The 25,570-nt window shown below is 38.7% G+C and carries 21 protein-coding genes and 1 pseudogene; 20 read left to right on the top strand and 2 right to left on the bottom strand.

What is annotated here, in order from left to right; translation table 11 throughout:
- The first annotated feature begins 61 nt into the window (after positions 1–61).
- The 5 genes from HMPREF0819_RS07900 to HMPREF0819_RS07880 all read left to right on the top strand — a co-directional run bounded on the left by HMPREF0819_RS07900 (position 62) and on the right by HMPREF0819_RS07880 (position 8,190).
- Positions 62–1,918 carry a proline--tRNA ligase gene (locus HMPREF0819_RS07900; protein WP_003067707.1) on the top strand — a complete coding sequence of 619 codons (1,857 nt, stop codon included), beginning with the start codon at positions 62–64 and terminating at the stop codon, positions 1,916–1,918.
- Between the two features lie 154 nt (positions 1,919–2,072).
- Complete coding sequence (locus HMPREF0819_RS07895; RefSeq protein ID WP_003067703.1) at positions 2,073–6,467, top strand: PolC-type DNA polymerase III; 4,395 nt, start codon at positions 2,073–2,075, stop codon at positions 6,465–6,467.
- 176 nt (positions 6,468–6,643) lie between these two features.
- A complete protein-coding gene (locus HMPREF0819_RS07890) occupies positions 6,644–6,988 on the top strand; it encodes a hypothetical protein (protein ID WP_003067701.1) in 345 nt (114 codons plus the stop codon).
- A gap of 103 nt (positions 6,989–7,091) precedes the next feature.
- Positions 7,092–7,544, top strand: coding sequence for a MarR family winged helix-turn-helix transcriptional regulator (locus tag HMPREF0819_RS07885; RefSeq protein WP_003067699.1), 453 nt, complete (start codon positions 7,092–7,094; stop codon positions 7,542–7,544).
- A gap of 100 nt (positions 7,545–7,644) precedes the next feature.
- On the top strand, positions 7,645–8,190 hold the full coding sequence (locus tag HMPREF0819_RS07880) for an NADPH-dependent FMN reductase (protein WP_003067697.1): 546 nt from the start codon (positions 7,645–7,647) through the stop codon (positions 8,188–8,190).
- A gap of 189 nt (positions 8,191–8,379) precedes the next feature.
- Here the strand turns inward: HMPREF0819_RS07880 and def are convergent, their stop codons facing one another.
- Together def and HMPREF0819_RS07870 are read right to left on the bottom strand one after the other, a co-directional pair.
- A complete protein-coding gene (def, locus tag HMPREF0819_RS07875; protein ID WP_003067695.1) occupies positions 8,380–8,994 on the bottom strand; it encodes a peptide deformylase in 615 nt (204 codons plus the stop codon).
- A 66-nt stretch (positions 8,995–9,060) separates the two neighbouring features.
- Positions 9,061–9,705 (bottom strand): cyclic nucleotide-binding domain-containing protein, encoded by a 645-nt coding sequence (locus HMPREF0819_RS07870; protein WP_003067693.1) that lies wholly within the window; start codon positions 9,703–9,705, stop codon positions 9,061–9,063.
- A gap of 91 nt (positions 9,706–9,796) precedes the next feature.
- Here HMPREF0819_RS07870 and HMPREF0819_RS07865 point away from each other — a divergent pair, with 91 nt between their 5' ends.
- The 15 genes and pseudogenes from HMPREF0819_RS07865 to rpsI all read left to right on the top strand — a co-directional run bounded on the left by HMPREF0819_RS07865 (position 9,797) and on the right by rpsI (position 25,113).
- Positions 9,797–10,960 (top strand): MFS transporter, encoded by a 1,164-nt coding sequence (locus tag HMPREF0819_RS07865; RefSeq protein ID WP_003067692.1) that lies wholly within the window; start codon positions 9,797–9,799, stop codon positions 10,958–10,960.
- Between the two features lie 157 nt (positions 10,961–11,117).
- Complete coding sequence (gene rpsO, locus HMPREF0819_RS07860) at positions 11,118–11,387, top strand: 30S ribosomal protein S15 (RefSeq protein WP_003063161.1); 270 nt, start codon at positions 11,118–11,120, stop codon at positions 11,385–11,387.
- A gap of 449 nt (positions 11,388–11,836) precedes the next feature.
- On the top strand, positions 11,837–14,518 hold the full coding sequence (gene adhE, locus HMPREF0819_RS07855; RefSeq protein WP_044023471.1) for a bifunctional acetaldehyde-CoA/alcohol dehydrogenase: 2,682 nt from the start codon (positions 11,837–11,839) through the stop codon (positions 14,516–14,518).
- A gap of 246 nt (positions 14,519–14,764) precedes the next feature.
- A complete protein-coding gene (locus HMPREF0819_RS07850; RefSeq protein ID WP_020916090.1) occupies positions 14,765–14,995 on the top strand; it encodes a GlsB/YeaQ/YmgE family stress response membrane protein in 231 nt (76 codons plus the stop codon).
- Between the two features lie 216 nt (positions 14,996–15,211).
- Positions 15,212–17,383 (top strand): polyribonucleotide nucleotidyltransferase, encoded by a 2,172-nt coding sequence (pnp, locus tag HMPREF0819_RS07845; protein WP_003067689.1) that lies wholly within the window; start codon positions 15,212–15,214, stop codon positions 17,381–17,383.
- A gap of 36 nt (positions 17,384–17,419) precedes the next feature.
- The gene (locus HMPREF0819_RS07840) at positions 17,420–18,169 is read left to right on the top strand and encodes an SseB family protein (RefSeq protein ID WP_044023470.1); all 750 of its coding nucleotides are present in this window, start codon (positions 17,420–17,422) and stop codon (positions 18,167–18,169) included.
- A gap of 13 nt (positions 18,170–18,182) precedes the next feature.
- Complete coding sequence (cysE, locus tag HMPREF0819_RS07835) at positions 18,183–18,800, top strand: serine O-acetyltransferase (protein WP_044023469.1); 618 nt, start codon at positions 18,183–18,185, stop codon at positions 18,798–18,800.
- A 30-nt stretch (positions 18,801–18,830) separates the two neighbouring features.
- Complete coding sequence (cysS, locus tag HMPREF0819_RS07830) at positions 18,831–20,177, top strand: cysteine--tRNA ligase (protein WP_003067683.1); 1,347 nt, start codon at positions 18,831–18,833, stop codon at positions 20,175–20,177.
- On the top strand, positions 20,170–20,571 hold the full coding sequence (locus tag HMPREF0819_RS07825) for a Mini-ribonuclease 3 (protein ID WP_003067681.1): 402 nt from the start codon (positions 20,170–20,172) through the stop codon (positions 20,569–20,571). Before cysS ends, HMPREF0819_RS07825 begins: the two co-directional genes overlap by 8 nt.
- A 61-nt stretch (positions 20,572–20,632) precedes the next feature.
- A complete protein-coding gene (rlmB, locus tag HMPREF0819_RS07820) occupies positions 20,633–21,382 on the top strand; it encodes a 23S rRNA (guanosine(2251)-2'-O)-methyltransferase RlmB (protein WP_044023468.1) in 750 nt (249 codons plus the stop codon).
- A gap of 46 nt (positions 21,383–21,428) precedes the next feature.
- Entirely contained in the window at positions 21,429–21,941 is a 513-nt protein-coding gene (locus HMPREF0819_RS07815; RefSeq protein ID WP_003067677.1) for an NYN domain-containing protein, read from the top strand.
- Between the two features lie 160 nt (positions 21,942–22,101).
- Positions 22,102–22,962 (top strand): annotated as a pseudogene (locus tag HMPREF0819_RS07810) (DegV family protein).
- A gap of 130 nt (positions 22,963–23,092) precedes the next feature.
- Positions 23,093–24,049, top strand: coding sequence for a ketopantoate reductase family protein (locus tag HMPREF0819_RS07805; RefSeq protein ID WP_003067670.1), 957 nt, complete (start codon positions 23,093–23,095; stop codon positions 24,047–24,049).
- A 202-nt stretch (positions 24,050–24,251) separates the two neighbouring features.
- Positions 24,252–24,698: a 50S ribosomal protein L13 gene (gene rplM, locus HMPREF0819_RS07800; protein ID WP_003067669.1), complete on the top strand. Its 447-nt coding sequence runs from the start codon at positions 24,252–24,254 to the stop codon at positions 24,696–24,698.
- 22 nt (positions 24,699–24,720) lie between these two features.
- A complete protein-coding gene (gene rpsI / locus HMPREF0819_RS07795; RefSeq protein WP_003067667.1) occupies positions 24,721–25,113 on the top strand; it encodes a 30S ribosomal protein S9 in 393 nt (130 codons plus the stop codon).
- Positions 25,114–25,570: the final 457 nt, after the last annotated feature.

Here is a 25,570-nt window from a genome sequence, read left to right as displayed (position 1 = left end):
TAAGCTACTTTTTAATAAAGCAGCTTACTTATTTTCATGATTTGGCCGCAATATTTTTATTATGAAACAAACACAAATGCTTATCCCAACGCTTCGCGAAATGCCAAGCGATGCCCAAGTTATTAGCCACGCTCTTATGGTTCGTGCTGGTTATGTTCGTCAAGTCTCAGCAGGTATCTACGCTTACCTACCACTTGCTAACCGCACAATCGAAAAATTCAAAAAAATCATGCGTGAAGAATTCGAAAAAATTGGTGCCGTTGAAATGCTTGCACCAGCACTTTTGAATGCTGATCTTTGGCGTGAATCAGGTCGTTACGAAACTTACGGTGAAGACCTTTACAAACTAAAAAACCGTGACAAATCAGACTTTATCCTTGGCCCAACTCACGAAGAAACATTTACAAGTCTTATCCGTGATGCGGTTAAATCATACAAACAATTACCACTTAACCTTTACCAAATTCAATCTAAATACCGTGATGAAAAACGTCCACGTAACGGACTTCTTCGTACACGTGAATTTATCATGAAAGACGGTTACAGCTTCCACGCTGATTATGAAGGTTTGGATGAAACTTACGAAGAATACCGTAAAGCATACGAAGCTATCTTCACACGTGCTGGTCTTGATTTCAAAGGTATCATCGGTGATGGTGGTGCTATGGGTGGTAAAGATTCTCAAGAATTCATGGCTATTACTCCAGACCGTACAGACCTTGACCGTTGGGTTGTTCTTGACAAATCAATCGCTTCATTTGATGAAATCCCAGAAGATGTATTAGAAGGCATCAAAAAAGAATTGGCATCATGGTTGGTATCAGGTGAAGATACAGTTGCTTACTCAACTGAATCAAGCTACGCTGCTAACCTTGAAATGGCAAGCAACGAATACAAACCAACAACTAAAGTTGTTGCTCAAGAAGATATCAAATGTGTAGAAACACCTAACTGCAAATCAATCGATGAAGTGGCTGCTTTCTTGAATGTTGATGAAGAACAAACAATTAAAACACTTCTTTTCATCGCTGATAAAGAACCAGTTGTTGCTCTTCTTGTCGGAAATGACCAAGTTAATGATGTTAAATTGAAAAACTACCTTGGTGCAGACTTCCTTGATCCAGCAACTGAAGAAGATGCTGTTAAAGTCTTTGGGGCAAACTTCGGTTCACTTGGCCCAGTTAACCTTCCTGAAAATGTTCGTATCATTGCTGACCGCAAAGTTCAAGACGTTGCTAACGCTGTTGTAGGTGCTAACGAAGATGGTTACCACTTGACTGGTGTTAACCCAGGTCGTGACTTCGAAGCAGAATACGTTGATATTCGTGAAGTTAAAGAAGGTGAAATTTCACCAGATGGTAAAGGTGTTCTTAAATTCGCTCGTGGTATCGAAATCGGACACATCTTCAAACTCGGTACTCGTTACTCAGAAAGCATGGGAGCAACAATTCTTGACCAAAACGGTCGTGCTGTTCCAATCATCATGGGATGCTACGGTATCGGTGTTAGCCGTATCTTGTCTGCTGTTATTGAACAACATGCTCGTCTCTTTGTTTCTAAAACACCAAAAGGTGCTTACCGTTTTGCATGGGGTATTAACTTCCCTAAAGAATTGGCACCATTTGACGTACACGTTATCACTGTAAACGTGAAAGACGAAGAAGCACAAGCATTGACAGCTAAAGTAGAAGCTGAATTGGTTGAAAAAGGTTACGAAGTTTTGGTTGACGACCGTAACGAACGTGTTGGTTCTAAATTCTCAGATAGCGACCTTATCGGTCTTCCAATCCGTGTGACTGTAGGTAAAAAGGCTGCGGATGGAATCGTTGAAGTTAAAATCAAAGCAACTGGTGATACAATCGAGGTTAACGCTGAAAACCTTATTGAAACACTTGAAATTTTGACAAAAGAACACTAATTAGTGAGAGGTCAGGTATTTAGTCCTGGCCTTTTTTGTGTCGAAAAAAGCTGTCATTTGTGGTAGAATTAGAAGATAACATCCCTAGAAAAAAAGGCAATATTTTGCTTAATAAGAATAGTTTAATTTATGGAATTGAGGTAATTTACGTTTTATGTCAGAGTTATTTAAAAAATTGATGGAGCAAATCGATATGCCGCTTGAAATGCGACAATCAAGTGCTTTTTCATCTGCAGATATCCGTGAAGTTAAGGTGCACTCGGTATCTCGCCTCTGGGAATTCCATTTTTCATTTGCAGAGATTTTGCCAATCGAGATTTACCGTGAGTTGGCTTACCGCCTGGTCAATACTTTCAAACAAGCAGACATCATGGCAACTTTTGATATCAAAGCAGAAAATATTGATTTTTCACAGCCGTTATTGCAGGCTTACTATGAAGAAGCTTTTGAGCACGCTCCTTGCAACAGCGCTAGCTTTAAAGCATCTTTTAGCAAACTGAAAGTCTCTTACGATGGGACAAAATTATTGATTGAAGCGCCAGCTTTTGTCAATAATAATCATTTTCGTAAAAATCATTTGCCAAATTTGGCACGTCAGTTTGAAGCCTTTGGTTTTGGAAAATTAGCGATTGATATGGTGTCAGATGAAGCCATGACGCAAGCTCTCCAAGAAGATTTTACGTCAAATCGCGAAGCTATGGTTGAAAAGGCTGTGCAGGAAAATCGCGAAGCTGTCAAATCATTAGAAGCTTCAATGCCACCAGTTGAAGAAGCGCCAAAACCTAAATTTGATTTCAAAGAACGTGCTAAACAACGTCGTGCAGGATTTGAAAATGCTGAAATCACCCCGATGGTTGAAATCACAACCGAAGAAAACCGCATCGTTTTTGAAGGGATGGTTTTTGACGTTGAAAAGAAAACAACACGAACTGGTCGACACATCATCAATTTCAAGATGACTGACTATACATCAAGTTTTGCCATGCAAAAATGGGCAAAAGATGATGAAGAATTGAAAAAATATGACATGATTGCCAAGGGCTCATGGCTTCGTGTTCGGGGTAATATCGAGAATAATAATTTCACTCATGCCCTTACCATGAATGTGCAAGATGTTAAAGAAATTGTTCACCATGATCGTAAGGATTTGATGCCAGAAGGTGAAAAACGTGTGGAATTTCATGCTCACACAAACATGTCGACAATGGACGCTCTCCCAACAGTAGAAGAGTTGATTGATACGGCCGCAAAATGGGGCCACAAGGCTGTTGCCATTACTGACCATGGAAATGTTCAAAGTTTCCCTCATGGCTATCACAGAGCCCGTAAGAACGGTATTAAAGCCATCTTTGGTTTGGAAGCCAATATTGTTGAAGATAAAGTGCCGATTGCATACAATCCAGTTGATTTAGAGTTGAATGAAGCTACTTATGTCGTATTTGACGTGGAAACGACTGGACTTTCTGCGGTGCATAATGATTTGATTCAGATTGCGGCTTCAAAAATGTACAAAGGAAATATTGTTGAGCAGTTTGATGAATTCATCAACCCAGGGCACCATCTATCAGCCTTTACAACAGAATTGACTGGTATTACAGATAATCATGTCAGAAACGCTAAACCAATTGAGCAAGTGCTTCAAATGTTCCAAGATTTCTGTAAAGATACCGTTCTTGTTGCCCACAATGCAACCTTTGACGTTGGATTTATGAATGCTAACTACAAACGTCATGGTATGCCAACGATTACGCAGCCAGTTATTGATACGCTTGAATTGGCACGAAATCTTTATCCAGAATACAAACGTCATGGTTTGGGGCCTTTGACAAAACGTTTCCAAGTGTCTCTTGAACACCACCATATGGCCAACTACGATGCCGAAGCAACTGGTCGCTTGCTCTTTATTTTCTTGAAAGAAGCACGTGAAAATCATGGCCTTACCAACATGATGGACTTGAATACCAAGTTGGTGGCTGAAGATTCTTATAAGAAAGCTCGCGTCAAACATGCAACGATCTATGTTCAAAACCAAACTGGATTGAAAAACATCTTCAAACTTGTCAGTCTTTCAAATGTCAAATATTTTGAAGGAGTAGCACGTATTCCAAGAACTGTTCTTGATGCACACCGTGAAGGGCTTTTGCTTGGGACAGCCTGCTCAGAAGGTGAAGTTTTTGATGCAGTTTTGACATCTGGTGTGGATAAAGCTGTTGAAGTGGCTAAGTACTATGATTTTATTGAGGTCATGCCACCAGCTATTTATGCACCGCTTTTGGCACAAGGAACAATCAAGGATGAAGAAGGTATTCGCCAAGTTATTCGTGATTTGATTGAAGTCGGACGCCGTTTGAACAAGCCTGTTCTTGCGACTGGTAATGTTCACTATATCGAGCCAGAAGATGAAATTTACCGCGAAATTATCGTTCGTAGTTTAGGGCAAGGGGCACCGATTAACCGTCCGATTGGTCGTGGTGAGGATGCACAACCTGCTCCGCTACCAAAAGCGCATTTCCGTACAACCAATGAAATGCTAGATGAATTTGCTTTCCTTGGTGAGGATGTCGCCTACGAAATTGTTGTTAAAAATACCAATGATTTTGCGGAACGCTTTGAAGAAATTGAAGTTGTTAAAAAAGATTTGTACACGCCTTTCCTTGAAAAATCAGAAGAACGTGTTGCAGAAATGACTTATCAAAAAGCCTTTGAAATTTATGGTAATCCGCTTCCTGATATTGTCGATCGACGAATCGAAAAAGAATTGACATCTATTTTGGGTAATGGATTTGCCGTGATTTACCTGGCATCACAAATGCTTGTTATCCGCTCAAATAAACGTGGTTATTTGGTTGGTTCGCGTGGATCTGTTGGGTCAAGTTTTGTTGCGACAATGATTGGTATCACCGAAGTTAACCCGATGCCACCGCATTATGTCTGCCCAAATTGCCAACACTCAGAATTCATCACCGATGGTTCAGTTGGTTCGGGTTATGATTTGCCTAACAAAGACTGTCCAAAATGTGGAACACGTTACAAGAAAGATGGACACGATATTCCGTTTGAAACCTTCCTTGGATTTGATGGAGATAAGGTTCCCGATATCGATTTGAACTTCTCTGGTGATGACCAACCGTCAGCGCACTTGGATGTTCGTGATATTTTTGGTGAGCAATACGCATTCCGTGCAGGAACCGTTGGTACTGTTGCTGATCGTACGGCTTATGGTTTCGTTAAAGGGTATGAACGTGATTATGGCAAGATGTATCCAGAAGCAGAAGTTGAGCGTTTAGCGCAAGGTGCCGCAGGTGTGAAACGTACGACTGGACAACACCCAGGTGGTATCGTTGTTATTCCAAACTATATGGACGTTTATGATTTTACGCCAGTGCAATATCCAGCTGATGATTTATCTGCTGAATGGCAAACCACTCACTTTAACTTCCACGATATCGATGAAAACGTCTTGAAACTTGATATCCTCGGACATGATGATCCGACGATGATTCGTAAGCTACAAGACTTGTCAGGTATTGATCCAAAAGATATTCCAGCTGATGATCCAGATGTTATGGCACTCTTTTCAGGTACTGAAGTGCTTGGTGTAACGCCTGAACAAATCGGAACACCGACAGGTATGCTTGGTATTCCAGAATTCGGTACAAACTTCGTTCGTGGGATGGTTGAAGAAACACACCCAACGACATTTGCCGAATTGCTACAGTTGTCTGGTCTATCACACGGTACCGATGTTTGGTTGGGAAATGCCCAAGATTTGATTAAAGAAGGTATCGCGACACTGAAAACTGTTATTGGTTGTCGTGACGACATCATGGTTTATCTTATGCACGCAGGTCTTGATCCAAAAATGGCCTTTACAATTATGGAACGTGTGCGTAAGGGACGTTGGTTGAAGATTTCTGATGAAGAACGTAATGGCTATATCCAAGCTATGCGTGACAATAATGTGCCTGATTGGTACATCGAATCTTGTGGTAAAATCAAGTACATGTTTCCGAAAGCTCACGCGGCAGCCTATGTTTTGATGGCCTTACGTGTGGCTTACTTCAAGGTTCACTACCCACTTTATTATTACTGTGCTTATTTCTCAATTCGTGCCAAAGCTTTTGATATCAAGACAATGAGTACAGGTCTTGATGCGGTTAAAGAACGCATGGCAGAAATTTCAACTAAACGTAAAAATAACGAAGCTTCAAACGTTGAAATTGACCTTTACACAACACTTGAGCTGGTCAATGAAATGCTCGAACGTGGCTTTAAATTTGGTCAATTAGACCTTTACCGTAGTGATGCGACAGAGTTCATCATTGACGGTGATACCCTTATTCCACCATTTGTAGCTATGGATGGTCTTGGTGAGAACGTTGCAAAACAAATTGTTAAAGCGCGTGAAGAAGGTGAATTCCTATCTAAAATGGAACTTCGCAAACGCGGTGGTGTTTCAGCAACATTGGTCGATAAAATGGATGAGATGGGAATCCTTGGCAACATGCCAGAAGATAACCAACTCAGTTTGTTTGACGATTTCTTCTAATGAATAAATTAAAGCAGTTCTGATTTTCAGAACTGCTTTTTGGTGTTAAATCTAGTAAAATTATCTCTCTAAAAAATGTCAAAAATCCTGTAAAATATAGGCCGAAAAAGGTTGACAAATTATATATATATATATATAATAGGTTTGCAAAAATCCGAGAAAATGGAGGAGAAAAAATGGATGAAATTATCAAAAAATTTGCTGGTTTAGGAGTTCCAGGATTATTTTTATTAGTAGCGATGAGCGCAGCGAGTGCAAGTGGTTTAGTTGGTGCGGCGGTAATTACATCAGCGTTAGCCGCATTGGGTCCGTTTGGTATACTTGGAGGAGTAGCAACTTTAGGAGTTATAGGTCTATCAGCAGATAAGATTGCAGAAATTGGCTATGAAAAAGTTACTGTACTTGTTGTTAAAGAACAACTAAAAACTACTTCTAAACAAGATATGATTAAAAAAGTTAAAAAATACCCTGTTTCAAGTGGTATGAAATTAAAAATTATCGATTTTATTGAAAAAGCATAAAAACGTAAAGTCAGAAGTTCTCGTAAGAGGACTTCTTTTTTAGGCTCTGCTATTTGTCAAAAATCCTAGTGAATGATATGATGTAAAAAAGAAAGGAGCAGCGATGAGTGACTTTAAAAATCCTTCAGTTAAAGCTATGGTTGTCATGCGAAAAGCATTTCGGACCATTGATGCTAAGGTATCAGAAACGTTTAAACAAGATGATTTAACTCCGACGCAGTTTAGTGTCCTGGACGTTCTTTACAGCAAAGGTCCCATGAAAATCGGCGAGTTAATGGGAAGTATCTTGGCAACGTCTGGCAACATGACGGTAGTGATTCGTAATATGGAGAAAAAAGGATGGGTGACCCGTCACACTTGTCCAGACGATAAACGTGCTTATCTGGTAACTTTAACAGATGCTGGTCGTCAAGTTATTGAGCGAGCTTTGTCGCTTCATATCGAAAAAATCGAAGAGACCTTTTCAGTTCTGACAGAAGAGGAGCAAGAAGAATTAATTCGACTCCTGAAAAAATTCAAACCGCGTGAGCAAAATAATTTACAAAATGATAAATAAGTCATAAAATGATATTATAGATAAATCACTACATAGTGATAAATATCAATCCTATCAATTAATATCATTACTATAGCTAATCTTTAAAAGGAGAATTATCATGAAAAAAATTCTATTTATCGTAGGTTCATTGCGTCAAGGTTCATTTGACCAACAATTTGCTCAAAATGCAGAAAAAGCTCTTGAAGGCAAAGCAGAAGTATCATACCTAGACTGGTCACAGGTTCCGGTCTTTTCACAAGATTTGGAAGCTGATATTCCAGCTTCTGTTCAAGCTGCGCGTGAAGCAGTTCTTGCAGCAGACGCTATCTGGGTCTTCTCACCAGTTTATAACTTTGCGATTCCTGGTTCAGTGAAGAACTTGCTTGACTGGTTGAGCCGAGCGCTTGATCTTTCAGACCCAACTGGTCCATCTGCTCTTAATGAAAAAGTAACAACTGTTTCTATCCTTGCAAATGGTGGGCACGAAGCTGTAGCCGATGCTTACCGTGCTTTGTTCCCATTCATCCGCACAAAATTTGTTGATGAAATTACAACAACACGTGTGAACGATTCTGCATGGGTAGATGGTAAATTTATCGCAACTGATGAGGTTCTTGCTAACCTTGACAAACAAGCTCAAGCACTTCTTGCTGCGCTTGATTAATCTAAGTTTTACCATTTAACAAATCCATAGGTGAGTCAGCTTTTCCTATTTAAGCTTAGCTCACCTTTATCACAGTCATATTGGTTTAGCCTTTCAATATCAAAAACTGTGAGATATAAAAGGCCTAGGATTTTAACATCCTAGGCTTTTTTAGTCACAAAAAAAGAGAGAAAATCCTCTCTTTTTAGTTTATTCAACAATTAGCATGCCATCTTTAACGGCAAATGGATTTTTTTCATCGATGCGGTCGTAGAACATGATACCGTTTGTGTGGTCGATTTCGTGTTGGACAACGATGGAGTTGTAACCTTTAAGTTTGACGCGGTGTTTTTCACCGTTTTTGTTGAAGTATTCAACAGTCACACGTGAATGACGAACAACGTATCCTTCAACGACACGGTCAACAGACAAGCAACCTTCACCATCAGCAAGAGCAGCGTCTTGAACTGAGTGAGCAACAACTTTTGGATTGTACATAACTTCTTGCAAGCTGTAAGCTTCTTTTGGTGGGTTACCATCTTTGTCTTCCATATTTGGAACAAGAACGGCAATGATTCGTTTTGAAACGTTCAATTGAGGTGCTGCAAGTCCAACACCGCCGCGCAAGCCCATTTTTTCAGCAGTTACAGGATCTTGTGAATTTTTCAAGAACTGCATCATTTTTTCACCCAAAATGATTTCTTCATCAGATAAAGGGAATGTGACGTCGTCACAAACTTGACGCAAAGTTGGGTGACCTTCGCGAATAATATCATTCATATTGATTAAATGACTTGGTTTTGCTAGTTTTTCAATAACTGACATAGTTTCTCCTCTAATTATTCTATATAACACTATAGCATAAAAATGCTTAACGAGAAAGTTATTGGCTTAGTTAGTAATCTTCAAGTCGATAAGTTTCTTCATATCTTTGATGTAATAATAGGGGCGACGTTTTTCGATGATTCCTGAATCGATGAATTCGTGAATCACGCGAAGCAAGTGGCGATAGCTGACGCTAAATGAATCAGCAAGACTGGTTAATTCTAGTCTGAAGACTCCTTTGTCTTCGACAGCTAGGATGTGTGTTGCTAGGCGTTCTTTAAGCGTGTAATTCAGATTTGTTGAGGCACGGATATTTTGCTCGTAGAGTGATTGTGCGAGCCCTTTGCTGAGGTTTAAAAGCAAGTCATTATCAGCTAACAATTCGTCGCGGATTCCTGTTAGAGGAAGTTGGATAACCAAGGTATCTTCAAGTGCAACGACTGAAGATACGATAGGTTGATTTGTTAGCAATTCAATATCTCCGATTAAAGTTGGTTTTTCTTTAATATCTAAAATGTGTTCTTTGCCGTTAAATAAACGTCGAACGATTTTTAGTTTTCCTTTAGCAAAATAAGAGAGTGCTGTTAAAGCTTCTCCTTGGTGACAAATCGCATCTCCAGCAGCTAGCTCACGGATTTGTAATTTGTCAAAATAGTGCTTGGGAAAGATTCTTTCAAGTTGATATTCTTGAATATATTTTTCTAAAGTCACACAGACCTCCTTTGTTGTGACATAAGTCCTATTTTTATACGCTAACTTTGATTATACTGGATTTGATGAAAAAAACAAGTAAGGAGTTTCTATGAAAACACTTTTGGAGAAATTTAGTCTCCTATCTTTATCTTTAATGCTGATTTCGACGCTATCTCCGTCGACAGCTTTACCGCAAATGATTACGACTTTTGCTAAGCAAGGTTATGCTGCAAGTCAAGTTGAATTTCTATTTTCAATGTCATCATTTGTTATTTTAGCAATGCTTTTGCTTAATCCGATTATTGACCGATTCCTTTCTGAGAGAGCTAGTATTATTCTTGGTTTACTTTTGGTCGCATTTGGCGGAAGTATGCCAGTTCTTTTGCACAGCTATTCATTAGTAGTTGTCTCACGTATTTTACTTGGTATTGGTATTGGTCTAATCAATTCTCGTGCGATTAGTATCATTAGTGAAACTTATGTTGGCAATGAACGTGCTCAAATGTTGGGGCTTCGTGGTTCATTTGAAATCATTGGTAATGCCCTTTTAACAGTGATTGTAGGTTTCATTGTAACTCTTGGTTGGACATGGACATTTAGCGTCTATCTATTTGCCTTGCCAATTCTTGCGTTTTATCTTATTTTTGCTCCAAAACCTAACGTTGAAGTAGAAGAAGTTCAGCATAGTGAGACTCGTGCTAAATTTAGCAAAGAAGATATTTTATATATTGTTGGACTATCATTATTGGCTGGATTTGTTATTAACATTAACAGTGCAAACAGTTTACGTATTCCAGTGATTGTTGACCAATTACATCTTGGAAGCCCACGTCAAGCTAGCTTAATCTTGAGTGGTATGATGCTTATGGGAATTCTTTCAGGAATTTGTTTTGAGGGATTACTTGGTCGCTTTAGCAAAAATTTGATTACCATTTCAATGCTTCCATTTGCTCTTGGTCTATTTATGGTAGGATTTGCTAATAATCTTTGGATTATGCTACTTGGAGCAATGTTATCAGGTTTCTGGTATAGTATTGTGGTGACATGTGTCTTCAGTGACGTTTCAAATAACATCTCACCTCAATTGATTGGAAATGCGACAACACTTATTTTGATTTTCTGTAACCTTGGTGGTGCTAGCTCAGCTATTGTCTTGAATCTCTTCTCACAATTTAACCCACAACCAGGATTTGCCTTTGTCATCTACGCTGTTATCAGTTTGATTATTTGCTTAGGTTTGATTGTAAAAACACGTTTTTCAAAGAAAAACTAATTTGGGTTAAAGTCTTGTTAAATTAAGGGAAAACCTTTGACAAAACTAGATTTAATCTGCTACAATAAGGACTGTCGTAAGACAAGTAACTTCTTCTTGGTCGTAGGATCCGCCAAAAACCTACCACTCGGATGAAGCAATATAAAGGAGAAAAATTATGGCAATCTCAAAAGAGAAAAAAAATGAAATCATCGCTCAATACGCACGTCACGAAGGTGACACAGGTTCAGTTGAAGTTCAAGTAGCTGTTCTTACTTGGGAAATCAACCACCTTAACGAACACATCAAACAACACAAAAAAGACCACGCAACTTACCGTGGTTTGATGAAAAAAATCGGTCACCGTCGTAACTTGTTGGCATACCTTCGCCGCACAGACGTTAACCGTTACCGCGAATTGATCGCATCACTTGGTCTTCGTCGTTAATCTGACGCAAAACCAAAGAAAAACTTCTTGGAATTTCCAAGAAGTTTTTTTGTTTTATTTGAAAATGATTTTTAATGAAAATGAGTTTTTGAATAATGTGAAAATATAAAAGTGAAAAAAACATTAGTTTAAAAGGAAAATAGTCATTTATGTTTGTATCCCTTTACATTACTTTTGTAATAAAAATGAAAAAGCTTACAAAAAATACTTGACTTTTTTTGAAAAAGGTCTAATATAGTTGGTGAAGAATATCACAATGATATGATGATTAAAGAATTTAACTTTTGATTTTGTGTAGTTTATGTAAGGAAGAAGACCTCAAATAATGACGTTGAGTTTTGGAATTTCAGACTATACAGTCGTGTTTTTATTTAAGTATCAATCATTAATATAGTTCTTCTTAAAAAATGAGGCACTTATTTAAGGGTACTTATAAGGAGGTTTTCTTAATGGCTAAAGCAACAAATGCAGATGTAAGGAATAACGAGTTGAGTGCAGAAGAATTGGCTCAACAGTACACAGGAGCTCTTGTCGAAAAAGCTCTTGAAGCTGAACGTGTTTATGCAACTTATTCACAAGAACAAGTTGATAACATTGTCGCAGCTATGGCTCTTGCAGGTTCAGAAGCTTCACTTGAATTGGCAAAAGAAGCTCATGCAGAAACAGGTCGTGGTGTCGTTGAGGATAAGGATATTAAAAACCACTTTGCTACTGAGTACGTTTACGAACGTATTAAAAACGAAAAAACAGTAGGTATTATTGGGGAAGATAAAGTTTCAGGAAGTATCCAAATTGCAGCACCACTTGGTGTCTTGGCTGGTATTGTTCCAACAACTAACCCAACTTCAACAACAATGTTCAAGATTTTGGTTGCGTTGAAGACACGTAATGCAATTGTCTTTGCCTTCCACCCACAAGCGCAAAAATGTTCAGCACACGCAGCACAAATTCTTTACGACGCTGCTGTTAAAGCTGGTGCACCAGAAAACATTGTTCAATGGATTGAAACACCATCTCTTGCAAACACATCAGCATTGATTCAAAATCCGAAAATTGCTTCTATCTTGGCAACTGGTGGACCTGGTATGGTAAATGCCGCTCTTAAATCAGGTAACCCATCAATGGGTGTTGGTGCTGGTAACGGTGCTATCTACGTTGATGCAACAGCTAACGTTGACCGTGCAGTAGAAGATTTGTTGTTATCAAAACGTTTCGATAATGGTATGATTTGTGCCACAGAAAACTCTGCAGTCGTTGAAGCTCCTATTTACGATGAATGGCTTCAAAAAATGCAAGACAAAGGTGCTTACCTTGTGCCTAAGAAGGACTATAAAAAAATCGAAGACTTTGTCTTCAATGATCGCCATGGTGTTAATGGACCAGTGGCTGGTATGCCAGCGACTTGGATTTGTGAACAAGCTGGCGTGAAATTACCAGAAGGAAAAGATGTTCTCTTGTTTGAACTTGACAAGAAAAACATTGGTGAAAAACTTTCTTCTGAAAAACTTTCTCCACTCCTTTCAATTTACAAAGCTAAAGATCGTAGCGAAGGTGTTGAAATTGTCGAAGCACTTCTTGACTACCAAGGTGCAGGGCACAATGCTGGTATCCAAATTGGCTCTCAAGCAGATCCATTTGTTGCTGAATACGGAGATGCCGTAAAAGCATCACGTGTCTTGGTTAACCAACCAGATTCAGTCGGAGGTATCGGTGATGTTTACACAGATGCACTTAAAGCTAGCTTAACACTTGGAACAGGATCATGGGGGAAAAATTCATTGTCACACAATCTTTCAACTGGCGATCTCTTAAATGTTAAGACAGTTGCCAAACGTCGCAACCGTCCTCAATGGATTCGCCTACCAGAAAAAACATATTATGAAAAAAATGCTATCTCTTACTTGCAAGATGAATACGAACCAATGCAACGTGCTTTAATCGTTGCTGACCCAGGAATGGTTCAATTTGGTTTTGTTGATACTGTTCTTGCTCAATTAGCATTGCGTGATGAAAAAGTTGCAACATCAATTTACGGTACTATCAAACCAGACCCAACACTTGGTCAAACAATTGAAATTGCAAAACAAATGCGTGATTTCAAACCTGATACAGTTATTGCAGTCGGTGGTGGTTCAGCACTTGATGCGGCTAAAATTGCACGTTATATCTATGAATACTCACTTGACCAAGAAGCTGATTTCCTTGACAGCTATGAAAATGTCAGCGAGCTCTTCTTACGTTTGCAACAAAAATTTATCGATATCCGTAAACGTATCGTGAAATTTAAACATCAAACAGCAACACGTCTCTTCTGTATTCCAACCACATCTGGTACTGGTTCAGAAGTGACACCATACGCTGTTATTACAGATGACCACACTCACGTTAAATATCCTTTGACTGACTATGAATTGACTCCACAAGTTGCTATCGTAGACCCAGAATTTGTTATGACAGTGCCAAAACGCACAGTTGCTCTATCTGGTCTTGATACTTTGTCACATGCCCTTGAATCTTATGTTTCAGTTATGGCATCTGATTTGACTCGTCCATGGTCACTTGAAGCTATCAAGTTGGTTATCGAAAACTTGGAAGATTCATATAACTATGATCCAAAACACCCAACACTTCGTGGTGAACAAGCACGTGAAAATATGCACTACGCAGCAACACTTGCTGGTATGGCCTTCTCAAATGCCTTCCTAGGTATTAACCACTCAATCGCACACAAAACTGGTGGTGAATTTGGTCTTCCACACGGTCTAGCTATTTCAATCGCTATGCAACACGTTATTCGTTACAATGGTGTGGCTGGAAATGTAAAACGTTCAGTCTTCCCACGTTATGAAGAATATCGTGCACAACGTGACTACGCTGATATTGCTCGTAGCCTTGGTCTTAAAGGTAAAGATGATGCAGCATTGGTTGAAGCACTTTGCGAACGTATTGATGCTTTGATGAAAGCAGTTGATGTTGAGCCTCGTCTTTCTGCAAATGGTGTTACCAAAGAAGCCTTTGACGCAGCTGTGGATAAATTGGCATCACTTGCTTACGATGACCAATGTACACCAGCAAACCCACGTCAACCATATATTTCAGAGTTGAAACAATTGTTGATTGATATGTTCTAAGAAAAAACGAAAAGATTATTGTTGATATATTTAGCAGTCAATTGTTAATAGCTCATTAATTTTCAGACTCAAAAAACATATCTAGTTTTGAATTTTTAAGCTCGAGAAAAAACAGTCCATAGGGCTTAACTCGCCTTCGAATTCTCAGGCTCGAGAAAAAACAGTCCCCCGGACTGTTTTTTTATGCTACAATGTGGGTGTAAAGAAATAGCTAAATATGTCAGATATTTAAAAAAGGAGACTGTTATGATTGGATCATTAATTGTTGGTGCGCTTATTGGGATGATGGCAGGCGCTATTACGAAAAAAGGTGAGTCAATGGGCTGTGTTTATAATATTTTTGCAGGTCTTGTTGGTTCATTCGTTGGGCAAAGTTTATTTGGATATTGGGGACCGACTTTAGCAGATATGGCAATTTTACCTTCTGTTTTGGGAGCTATTATTGTTATTGCTGTAGTTGATTTATTTTTTGGATAATAGTCTGGTAAATCGTTATAAAGTGAAGCAGTTACTGAGTTGTAGCTGCTTTTTAATGATTCTTAAAAAACTATGCTACAAGCTCTGCTATTTCCTATAAAATGTGATAAAATAATGAAGATACGTGGTTTTATGCAAAGACGAGTTTATAAGTCTTTTACAGACTGGTTTTTGTAGAAAACAGACGTATCAAAATAAAATATTAGAGGAATAAAAATGTCAAAACAAACTTTTGAAACAACGTTTGCAGGTCGTCCCCTTGTTGTTGAAATTGGTCAAGTTGCTAAACAAGCTAATGGTGCAGCTGTTATTCGTTATGGTGAATCAACTGTCCTTAGTGCAGCTGTTATGTCTAAGAAGATGTCTACAGGTGACTTTTTCCCACTTCAAGTTAACTACGAAGAAAAAATGTATGCCGCAGGAAAATTCCCTGGTGGTTTTAACAAACGTGAAGGTCGTCCAACAACTGATGCAACATTGACAGCACGCTTGATTGACCGTCCAATCCGTCCAATGTTTGCTGAAGGCTTCCGCAACGAAGTTCAAGTTATCAACACTGTTCTTTCATATGACGAAGATGCTAGCGCACCAATGGCTGCGATGTTTGGTAGTTCACTTGCTTTGTCTATTTCAGATATTCCGTTTAACGGACCAATCGCAGGTGTTCAAGTTGCTTACATCGATGGCGAATTCATCATCAACCCATCAGAAGAACAAAAAGAGAAATCTCTTCTTGAATTGACTGTTGCTGGTACAAAAGAAGCTATCAACATGGTTGAATCTGGTGCCAAAGAATTATCAGAAGATATTATGCTTGAAGCTCTTCTTAAAGGTCACGAGGCTGTTCAAGAATTGATTGCTTTCCAAGAAGAAATTGTAGCAGCTGTCGGTAAAGAAAAAGCAGAAGTTGAATTGCTTCAAGTGGATCCAGAATTGCAAGCTGAAATCATTGCAGCTTACAATGCAGATCTTCAAAAAGCTGTTCAAGTTGAAGAGAAAAAAGCGCGTGAAGCAGCGACAGAAGCTGTCAAAGAAGAAGTGACTGCTGTTTATGAAGAACGCTACGCTGACGATGAAAACTACGAAACAATCATGCGTGACGTGGCTGAAATTCTTGAACAAATGGAACACGCTGAAGTGCGTCGCTTGATTACAGAAGATAAAATCCGTCCTGATGGTCGTCGTGTTGACGAAATCCGTCCATTGGATGCTGAAATTGATTTCTTACCAAAAGTTCACGGTTCAGGTCTATTCACACGCGGACAAACTCAAGCTTTGTCTGTCTTGACTCTTGCCCCAATGGGTGAAACTCAAATCGTTGATGGTCTTGGTGCTGAGTACAAAAAACGTTTCTTGCACCACTACAATTTCCCACAATTCTCTGTTGGTGAAACAGGACGTTATGGTGCGCCAGGTCGTCGTGAAATTGGTCACGGAGCTCTTGGTGAACGTGCTCTTGCGCAAGTTCTTCCAAGTCTTGAAGAATTCCCATACGCTATCCGCCTAGTTGCTGAAGTTTTGGAATCAAATGGTTCATCATCACAAGCATCAATCTGTGCTGGTACACTTGCACTTATGGCTGGTGGTGTGCCAATCAAAGCACCAGTTGCTGGTATTGCCATGGGATTGATTTCAGACGGTAGCAACTACACAATCTTGACAGATATCCAAGGTCTTGAAGATCATTTCGGCGATATGGACTTCAAAGTAGCTGGTACTCGTGAAGGTATTACAGCTCTTCAAATGGATATCAAGATTGAAGGTATTACACCGCAAATCTTGAAAGAAGCTCTAGCTCAAGCTAAGAAAGCTCGTTTTGAAATTCTTGATTTGATTGAAGCAACTATCCCAGCTCCTCGTACACACCTTGCTCCAACAGCACCAAAAATTGATACTATTAAAATTGATGTTGATAAAATCAAAGTGGTTATCGGTAAAGGTGGCGAAACTATCGATAAAATCATCGAAGAAACTGGCGTTAAAATCGATATCGACGAAGAAGGAAATGTATCTATCTACTCATCTGATCAAGCTGCTATCGACCGTGCTAAAGAAATCATTGCTGGTTTAGTTCGTGAAGCTAAAGTTGGTGAAGTTTACCACGCTAAAGTTGTTCGTATCGAAAAATTCGGTGCATTTGTAAATCTATTTGATACAACAGATGCCCTTGTTCACATTTCAGAAATCGCTTGGACACGCACAGCAAATGTTTCAGATGTTCTTGAAGTTGGCGATGAAGTAGACGTTAAAGTCATTAAAGTTGACGATAAAGGTCGTGTCGATGCTTCAATGAAAGCGTTGCTACCACGCCCACAAAGAGCTGAAAAAAATCACGAACACAAACACAACTCACCATTTGGTGGACATCTACGTGATCACAAAGAATAAGCATTTTAGTTGTAATTTATAGTTTTGGAGTTTATGATGACAAATATCAACGAACTTGATTTGCGTTTGCGTGCATTTGTAAACGCACCAGATAATTTTTTAGACAGTATTGCTCTTGTCAACGCTTTGCACAATATTCCTGTTTTGGCGAGTGACCAACCTTACGCTCTTGATATTGAAGGGCAAAAGGTTACGCCTGTCTTTTCTGATAAAGAAGATCTTGAAAATTTCAAAGAAGAACAAGACAGTGCCAAAACTCAAAATTGGGTTGAACGTCCAACTTTGGACGTTTTGAAAGAAGTCATTGAAAAAGGATTGACTGGAATTGTCTTTAACCTTAAAAAATCAGGTGATTTTGGCAATTCAACAATTTTTAAAAGCAGTGAATTAATCCAATTTTTAAATGCTTACACAACTATTTTAAATAAACTCATGGGTGAGGAAAATCGTAAGGCTGATACTTTAGACAAGTATTATCTTGTCCCAGCCTTTGTTCACCCACGTGATGATAAAAGCTTTGACCGTATGTTCCCGACGATGTCTACACCTGAAGGAAAAAGCTATGTCCCAGCCTTTTCAAATCTTCAAAGTTTTGCAAAATGGTACAATCACAAAGATTTTGGAACACCATTCCGCAAAGCACAAGGAAGTGTTTTGACGTGGCGTTTGGCTGATATTTATCAACCAGGACATGGCGAAAATGACATCGATGAAACGGTCGGAGTTGCCATTAATCCGTTTGACAATCAACAAATCTTAGTTGATTGGTCAGAAATCGATGAATAAGAAAGGAGAACATATGGGTTGGTGGAAAGAAAGTATTGATATTATTAAGAAAAACGATCCAGCGGCTCGTAGCTCTCTGGAAATTGTATTAACCTATCCTGGTATCAAAGCCTTGGCTGCGCACCGCATTTCACATTTCTTGTGGAAACATGGCTTTAAATTACTAGCTCGCATGCACAGTCAGTTTTGGCGCTTTTGGACACAAATTGAAATTCACCCAGGTGCTGAAATTGCTGAGGGTGTCTTTATTGACCACGGTTCAGGTCTTGTTATTGGTGAAACAGCAATTGTTGAAAAGGGTGTTATGCTTTATCATGGTGTAACCCTTGGTGGAACAGGAAAAGATGTCGGAAAACGTCACCCGACTGTTCGAGAAGGAGCGCTTGTTTCGGCTCACGCTCAAGTTATTGGACCAATTGAAATCGGTAAAAATTCTAAAGTAGGTGCAGCAGCTGTTGTTGTTTCAGATGTTCCAGCAGATGTTACAGTAGTTGGCGTTCCAGCAAAAGTTGTCCGTGTCCACGGTAAAAAAGATGAAGAAGCTATTCATGATCTTGAAGAACATCGTGAATATTACACTTCAAAACTTGAAGCGGCTTTCTATGAAAGCTTACATTCTTCAAAACTTTAATAAATAATACGAAAGATAGGAGGATAGCAGATGACGATTAAAATTTACGATACAATGACGAGAAGTCTTCGTGAATTTGTCCCAATTACAGAAAATACGGTAAATATGTATGTTTGTGGACCAACGGTTTATAACTACATTCATATCGGTAATGCTCGCAGTGTTGTTGCATTTGACACAATTCGACGTTATTTTGAATATTGTGGTTATAAAGTTAATTATATTTCTAACTTTACCGATGTTGATGATAAGATTATCAAAGGTGCTGCTGAAGCTGGCATGGATACCAAAGCATTCTCAGATAAATTCATCGCAGCCTTTATGGAAGATGTCAAAGAGCTCGGTGTAGAACCAGCTACTAAAAATCCACGCGTTATCGAATACATGGACGAAATTATTGCTTTTGTCAAAGACCTTGTGGATAAAGGCTTTGCCTATGAAGCAAATGGCGATGTTTATTTCCGTGTAGCCAAAAGTAAAAACTATGCTAAATTAGCTAATAAAACCCTAGAAGACCTTGAAGTAGGTGCTAGTGGTCGTGTGGATGGCGAAGGTGACATCAAGGAAAATCCATTGGACTTTGCACTTTGGAAGTCTGCAAAACCAGGTGAAGTTTCTTGGCAAAGCCCATGGGGACAAGGTCGTCCGGGTTGGCACATTGAATGCTCAGTTATGGCGACAAGTATCCTGGGTGATACCATTGATATCCATGGTGGTGGAGCTGATTTAGAATTTCCTCACCACACTAATGAAATTGCTCAATCTGAAGCTAAAACAGGTAAGACCTTTGCAAACTACTGGATGCACAATGGTTTTGTTAATGTTGACAATGAAAAAATGTCAAAATCTCTCGGCAATTTTGTGACAGTTCACGACATGTTAAAGACAGTTGATGGTCAAGTACTTCGCTTTTTCCTTGCAACGCAACAATACCGTAAACCAGTCAATTTTACAGAAAAAGCAGTTCACGATGCTTCTGTTAATCTTAAGTATTTGAAAAATACTTTTACCTTGCCAGTTGGTGAAGTAGCGGATGCAGCTGAACTTGCAAAATTCAAAGATGACTTTGAAACAGCAATGGATGATGATTTTAATACTGCAAATGGTATTACTGTTATCTTTGACATGGCAAAATGGATTAATTCAGGGAATTATGACCAAACAGTCAAAGATACTTTTGCTAAAATGCTTGCTGTATTTGGCATTGTTTTTGAAGAAGAAGTTTTGGATGCTGACGTCGAAGCTTTGATTGCAAAACGTCAAGAAGCGCGTGCAAATCGTGACTTTGCCACAGCCGATGCCATCCGTGACCAATTAGCAGTACAAGGGATTAAATTGTTAGATACCAAAGATGGCGTGAGGTGGACACGTGACTAAGGTAGATGTCAATCTTATCAATGGTATCGCGCTTGCCTTTGAAGGTGATGCTATTTACTCAACTTATATTCGTAAACACTTGATTTTTCAAGGAATGACGAAACCAAATCAATTGCATCGCAAAGCAACTATGTATGTTTCAGCTAAAGCTCAAGCTATGTTGATTAACATGATGCTAGAAGCGCAGCTACTGACTGAAAAAGAAGAAGAAATTTACAAACGCGGTCGTAATACTAATAGTCACACCAAAGCAAAAAATGCAGATGTTGTGACTTACCGCATGTCAACAGGGTTTGAGGCAGTGATGGGATATCTTCATATGACAGAACAGATTGATCGTCTTGAAGAACTCATCGACTGGTGTATTCAAGCTGTTGAAAAAATCGAAGATTAAACTAAAAAATAAAAATAGCCAGTTCTCGCATGAGAGCTGGTTTTCATGTTATAATAGCACTATGAAGAACAAAGATTTTAATGAAGCAAATGACATCGTATATGGTGTTCATGCAGTAACAGAAAGTTTAACGGCTAATACAGGAAATAAGCTCTACATCCAAGATGATTTGCGTGGAAAAAATGTTGATAAGATTAAAGACTTAGCAGCAGAGAAAAAAGTGTCAATCTCTTGGACACCTAAAAAAACACTTAATGACATGACAAATGGTGCAGTTCACCAAGGGTTTGTGTTACGTGTATCAGAGTTTGCCTACGCAGAATTAGATACTATTTTAGATAAAGCAGCACAAGAAGAAAATCCACTTATTTTGATTTTGGATGGTCTTAATGATCCACACAATTTTGGGTCAATCTTGCGTACGGCTGATGCGACAAATGTAACTGGTGTGATTATTCCAAAACACCGCGCAGTTGGTGTAACACCAGTTGTTTCAAAAACTTCAACAGGTGCAGTAGAGCACGTACCAATTGCTCGTGTGACAAATCTTAGCCAAACCCTTGATAAATTAAAAGAACAAGGCTTCTGGGTATTTGGTACAGATATGAACGGAACATCGTCACACAAATGGAATACTTCTGGAAAACTTGCCCTTATCATTGGAAATGAAGGAAAAGGTATTTCACCAAATATAAAAAAACAAGTTGATGAAATGATTACTATTCCAATGAATGGTCACGTACAAAGTCTGAATGCCAGTGTTGCAGCTGCAGTTTTAATGTACGAAGTTTTCCGTCATAAAGTGGACTAAGATTCTTGTAATGCCAAAAACTAGCCATCTGTGAAAGGACTAGAAAATGAAGAAAAAAATCCTCTTAGTTGATGGTTATAATATGATTGCCTTTTGGCAGGAAACACGTCAACTGTTTAAGAAAAATCAACTAGACGAAGCCAGAAATATCTTGCTACGTAAGTTAAATAACTACGCTCATTTTGAAAATCTTGACATCATCTGTGTTTTTGATGCGCAATATGTCCCTGGAGTTCGTCAACGCTATGACCAATATAAAATTCAAGTCATCTTTACAGAAGAAGACGAGACTGCAGATTCTTACATTGAACGTACCGCTGCTGAATTAAACACATCCTTTAATCTTGTTGAAGTTGCAACCAGTGATTTGAATGAGCAGTGGACAGTTTTCTCTCAGGGAGCTTTACGCGTCTCGGCCCGTGAACTCGAACAACGTGTTAATACAGTCAAATCAGATTTGGATAAAATGTCTCAACATATTGATTTAACAACACCAAAATTACGCCCTTGGAACGACGGACAATTGGATAAATTGAAGCAATTGCTAGACGATATGTAGTTTAATCAGAAACAGACTTTTAAAAGAAGCTCGCGCAATGTGAGCTTTTTTGGTATAATAATTTAAAATCATTTGATTATCAAAGTATTATTTTGAAAATAAAAACTGATTTGACGGTAAAATGTCAGAAAAATCAGTGTTTGATAGTAAAGGAAGAATTATGACTTTTAAATTAATAACAGATTCAACAGCTGATTTAGATGAAGAATGGGCAAACGCTCACGATGTTGAAATTTTAGGATTAACCATTTAATTAGACGGAAAAACATACGAAACTGTCGGTGAGAACCGTTTAACGAGTGAAGTATTGCTTGAAAGCATGAAAAATGGTGGCAAACCAACCACTAGTCAAGTTAATGTGGGACAATTTGAAGAAAGCTTCCGACATCATGCTCAAAATGGGGACAAAGTGCTTTATTTGGCATTTTCTTCAGTACTTTCAGGAACTTATCAAACTTCAATGATTGCACGTGATTTGGTGCTAGAAGACTATCCAGATGCAACGATTGAAATCGTTGATACTTTGGCTGCTGCTGGTGGAGAAGGGTATCTGTCAGTGTTAGCAGCTGCAGCGCGTGATGAAGGTAAGACACTTGAAGAAACTAAAGCAATGATTGTTGATATCTTACCTCGTTTACGTACTTATTTCTTGGTTGATGATCTTTATCATTTGATGCGCGGTGGTCGTTTGTCAAAAACATCAGCTATTATGGGAAGTTTAGCCAACATTAAACCTCTTTTGTGGTTGGATAAAACAGGAAAATTAGTTCCTCTAGCTAAAATTCGTGGCCGCAAAAAAGCACTAAAAGAAGTTGTTTCTCAAGCGACCAAATCTATCGCTCATAGAACAGCGGTTGTTGCCTATGCTAATGATTTAGAAGGTGCTGAAGCATTAAAAGAGTCTCTTTTAGAACACGAAGAAATTGATGATGTTCTCATTATGCCACTAGGCCTAGTTATCTCTGCTCACGTAGGCCTAGGTACGCTAGCAGCTTTTACGATTGGAAAAGAAGCAAGATAATAGAGAAGGGTTAGAATAGTAAGTTCTAGCCTTTTTATTTATAGCTAGCCATAAGAAAATTCTATACCTGATTTCCTCCATATTCGACTGATGAAGTGATATAATTTTTAAAATCAAAGGAGGAAAAGACATGGCTTTGACTTATGCTGTACTTGGAAGTGGTGCAATGGGACTACGTTTTGGGCTGCTATTAAAAGAACATCTCGGTGCTCAAGTGGATTTTATTGATACGTGGGAAGAGCAAATCGACACGATTAGAAAACAAGGTGGTGTTTATCAATCACGTGATGGTAAAAATCGTCATCTGATTCCGATTAACATTCAGACACCAGAAGAATACCAAGGAAAACCAGATGTTTTTATCATTTTTGATAAACAAATGAATTTGTCGCAATTACTCGAACGAAGCAAGCATTTCTTCCACGAAAATCAATATGTTTTCACAGGAATGAACGGTATGGGACATATCGAGAAAATCAATCGCTATTTTGCGCCTGAAAAAGTTTTAGCAGGAACTTGTCTGATTGGAACGGTCTTGAAAGACGCAGGAAATGTTGATTTTATTGGAAAAGCAGGTGCTGGTTCTACTAATATTGCCGCTCAATCAGGAACGGTCGATGATGTTCAAAAGCAGATAATAACTGAATTTGAAGCCTCAAACCTCAATCCAAATCTGACTGATAATTTTTTAGGAACACTTTACACAAAAGTTGTGTTCAATTCTGTCATCAATACCATTTGCACCCTTTTTGAAATTCGTATGGGGCAATTCATTGATTACGAAGGTGCCGAAACACTAGGACGTCAATTAATTGATGAAGCTTATAACGTTGCCGAATTAGCGGGCATTACTCCTCTGAATAGTCGTGATGAAGAATGGGAGACCATTCGGTATGTTAGCGCGGAAACAAGTCCTCTGCATTATCCGTCAATGTACCAAGATATGAACAAAGGACGTCAGACAGAAGTTGATTATATCAATGGTTATATTTATGATTTAGGCAGGACTTATGACTACCAAGCAAAAACGCATGACTTTTTACGCCACTTAGTTCACTTAGCAGAAAATACCCGTAAATTCCGCTAAGCGTTTTCTATGAAAAAGAAGAAAAAATCACTAAAAAACTTAGAAAAGATGGTACGTAACTGTTGACTTACTACCACTTTTTTTGGTATTATAATAAACGGTATTGTTTACCCCATTTGTAAGGCCCCGGAACCTTTCAAATAACTCGTGGACCGGAACATCCACACTTTGTAAACAAAAACGAATTCGTATAGGAGAACTCATGAACAAAACAACATTCATGGCTAAACCAGGCCAAGTTGAACGTAAATGGTACGTTGTTGACGCAACAGATGTACCTCTTGGACGTCTTTCTGCAGTAGTTGCTAGCGTACTTCGCGGAAAAAACAAACCAACATTCACACCACACACTGATACAGGTGACTTCGTTATCGTTATCAATGCTGAAAAAGTTAAATTAACTGGTAAAAAAGCAACTGATAAAATCTACTACACTCACTCAATGTATCCAGGTGGATTGAAACAAATCACAGCAGGTGAACTTCGTTCTAAAAACGCTGTTCGCTTGATTGAAAAATCAGTTAAAGGCATGCTTCCACACAACACTCTTGGACGTGCACAAGGTATGAAATTGAAAGTCTTCGTAGGTGCTGAACACACACACGCTGCTCAACAACCAGAAGTACTTGATATCAAAGGACTTATCTAAGAGAGAAAGGAGCATCAATTAAATGGCACAAGCACAATACACAGGTACTGGTCGTCGTAAAAACGCTGTTGCACGCGTACGTTTGGTTCCAGGTACTGGTAAAATCACTGTTAACAAAAAAGATGTAGAAGAATACATCCCACATGCTGACCTTCGTCTTGTTATCAACCAACCATTCGCAGTTACTTCAACTGTAGGTTCATACGACGTTTTCGTTAACGTTGTAGGTGGTGGTTACGCAGGTCAATCAGGAGCTATCCGTCACGGTATCGCTCGCGCATTGCTTCAAGTAGACCCAGATTTCCGTGATTCATTGAAACGCGCTGGTCTTCTTACACGTGATGCACGTATGGTTGAACGTAAAAAACCAGGTCTTAAGAAAGCTCGTAAAGCTTCACAATTCTCAAAACGTTAATCAATACGATTATATCAACGTTTCAAGACATTCAAGATTTTTATCTTGGATGTCTTTTTTTGGCTTTTTTACCAGTGAATTAAGCTTTGAAGGTAGTAATTAGGAAGATATATGACAAATGTTCAAAAACTTATAATAGGCGAAATATAACCGAAATTTAACGTTTGAAAACGAAATGTAAATAAGATGAAAAAAATTTCAAAAAAGTGTTGACAGTGTAAGTTAAGTTTAGTATACTAATATAGCTGTCGCATGAGACAGTAAGAGTTTCTAAAAGGTTGAAAAAAACTTTAAAAAAGTTCTTGACAAAGCTACTTAGAAATGCTAAACTAATATAGCTGTTGTTTGAGAGAGAACGATGGCAATCAGATTTGAAACTTGTATGAAAAAAACTTTGAAAAAAGTTCTTGACAACGAGATGAGAATTTGATAGAATATAGAAGTTGTCTCAAGTGAG

The sequence above is a fragment of the Streptococcus equinus ATCC 9812 genome, from assembly GCF_000187265.1.
Lineage (GTDB): Bacteria > Bacillota > Bacilli > Lactobacillales > Streptococcaceae > Streptococcus > Streptococcus equinus.
The sequence above is the reverse complement of the archived record's forward strand: the minus strand, read 5'-3'. Positions and strand labels throughout refer to the sequence as shown.

Coding starts and splice junctions, on each gene's coding strand:
- HMPREF0819_RS07840 (WP_044023470.1), top strand. CDS start 17,420: ATGACAAATATCAACGAACTTGATTTGCGTTTGCGTGCATTTGTAAAC.
- pnp (WP_003067689.1), top strand. CDS start 15,212: ATGTCAAAACAAACTTTTGAAACAACGTTTGCAGGTCGTCCCCTTGTT.
- def (WP_003067695.1), bottom strand. CDS start 8,994: ATGTCAGTTATTGAAAAACTAGCAAAACCAAGTCATTTAATCAATATG.
- HMPREF0819_RS07900 (WP_003067707.1), top strand. CDS start 62: ATGAAACAAACACAAATGCTTATCCCAACGCTTCGCGAAATGCCAAGC.
- HMPREF0819_RS07815 (WP_003067677.1), top strand. CDS start 21,429: ATGAAGAAAAAAATCCTCTTAGTTGATGGTTATAATATGATTGCCTTT.
- cysS (WP_003067683.1), top strand. CDS start 18,831: ATGACGATTAAAATTTACGATACAATGACGAGAAGTCTTCGTGAATTT.
- HMPREF0819_RS07805 (WP_003067670.1), top strand. CDS start 23,093: ATGGCTTTGACTTATGCTGTACTTGGAAGTGGTGCAATGGGACTACGT.
- rpsO (WP_003063161.1), top strand. CDS start 11,118: ATGGCAATCTCAAAAGAGAAAAAAAATGAAATCATCGCTCAATACGCA.
- HMPREF0819_RS07850 (WP_020916090.1), top strand. CDS start 14,765: ATGATTGGATCATTAATTGTTGGTGCGCTTATTGGGATGATGGCAGGC.
- HMPREF0819_RS07880 (WP_003067697.1), top strand. CDS start 7,645: ATGAAAAAAATTCTATTTATCGTAGGTTCATTGCGTCAAGGTTCATTT.
- rplM (WP_003067669.1), top strand. CDS start 24,252: ATGAACAAAACAACATTCATGGCTAAACCAGGCCAAGTTGAACGTAAA.
- rpsI (WP_003067667.1), top strand. CDS start 24,721: ATGGCACAAGCACAATACACAGGTACTGGTCGTCGTAAAAACGCTGTT.
- HMPREF0819_RS07895 (WP_003067703.1), top strand. CDS start 2,073: ATGTCAGAGTTATTTAAAAAATTGATGGAGCAAATCGATATGCCGCTT.
- adhE (WP_044023471.1), top strand. CDS start 11,837: ATGGCTAAAGCAACAAATGCAGATGTAAGGAATAACGAGTTGAGTGCA.
- HMPREF0819_RS07890 (WP_003067701.1), top strand. CDS start 6,644: ATGGATGAAATTATCAAAAAATTTGCTGGTTTAGGAGTTCCAGGATTA.
- cysE (WP_044023469.1), top strand. CDS start 18,183: ATGGGTTGGTGGAAAGAAAGTATTGATATTATTAAGAAAAACGATCCA.
- rlmB (WP_044023468.1), top strand. CDS start 20,633: ATGAAGAACAAAGATTTTAATGAAGCAAATGACATCGTATATGGTGTT.
- HMPREF0819_RS07865 (WP_003067692.1), top strand. CDS start 9,797: ATGAAAACACTTTTGGAGAAATTTAGTCTCCTATCTTTATCTTTAATG.
- HMPREF0819_RS07885 (WP_003067699.1), top strand. CDS start 7,092: ATGAGTGACTTTAAAAATCCTTCAGTTAAAGCTATGGTTGTCATGCGA.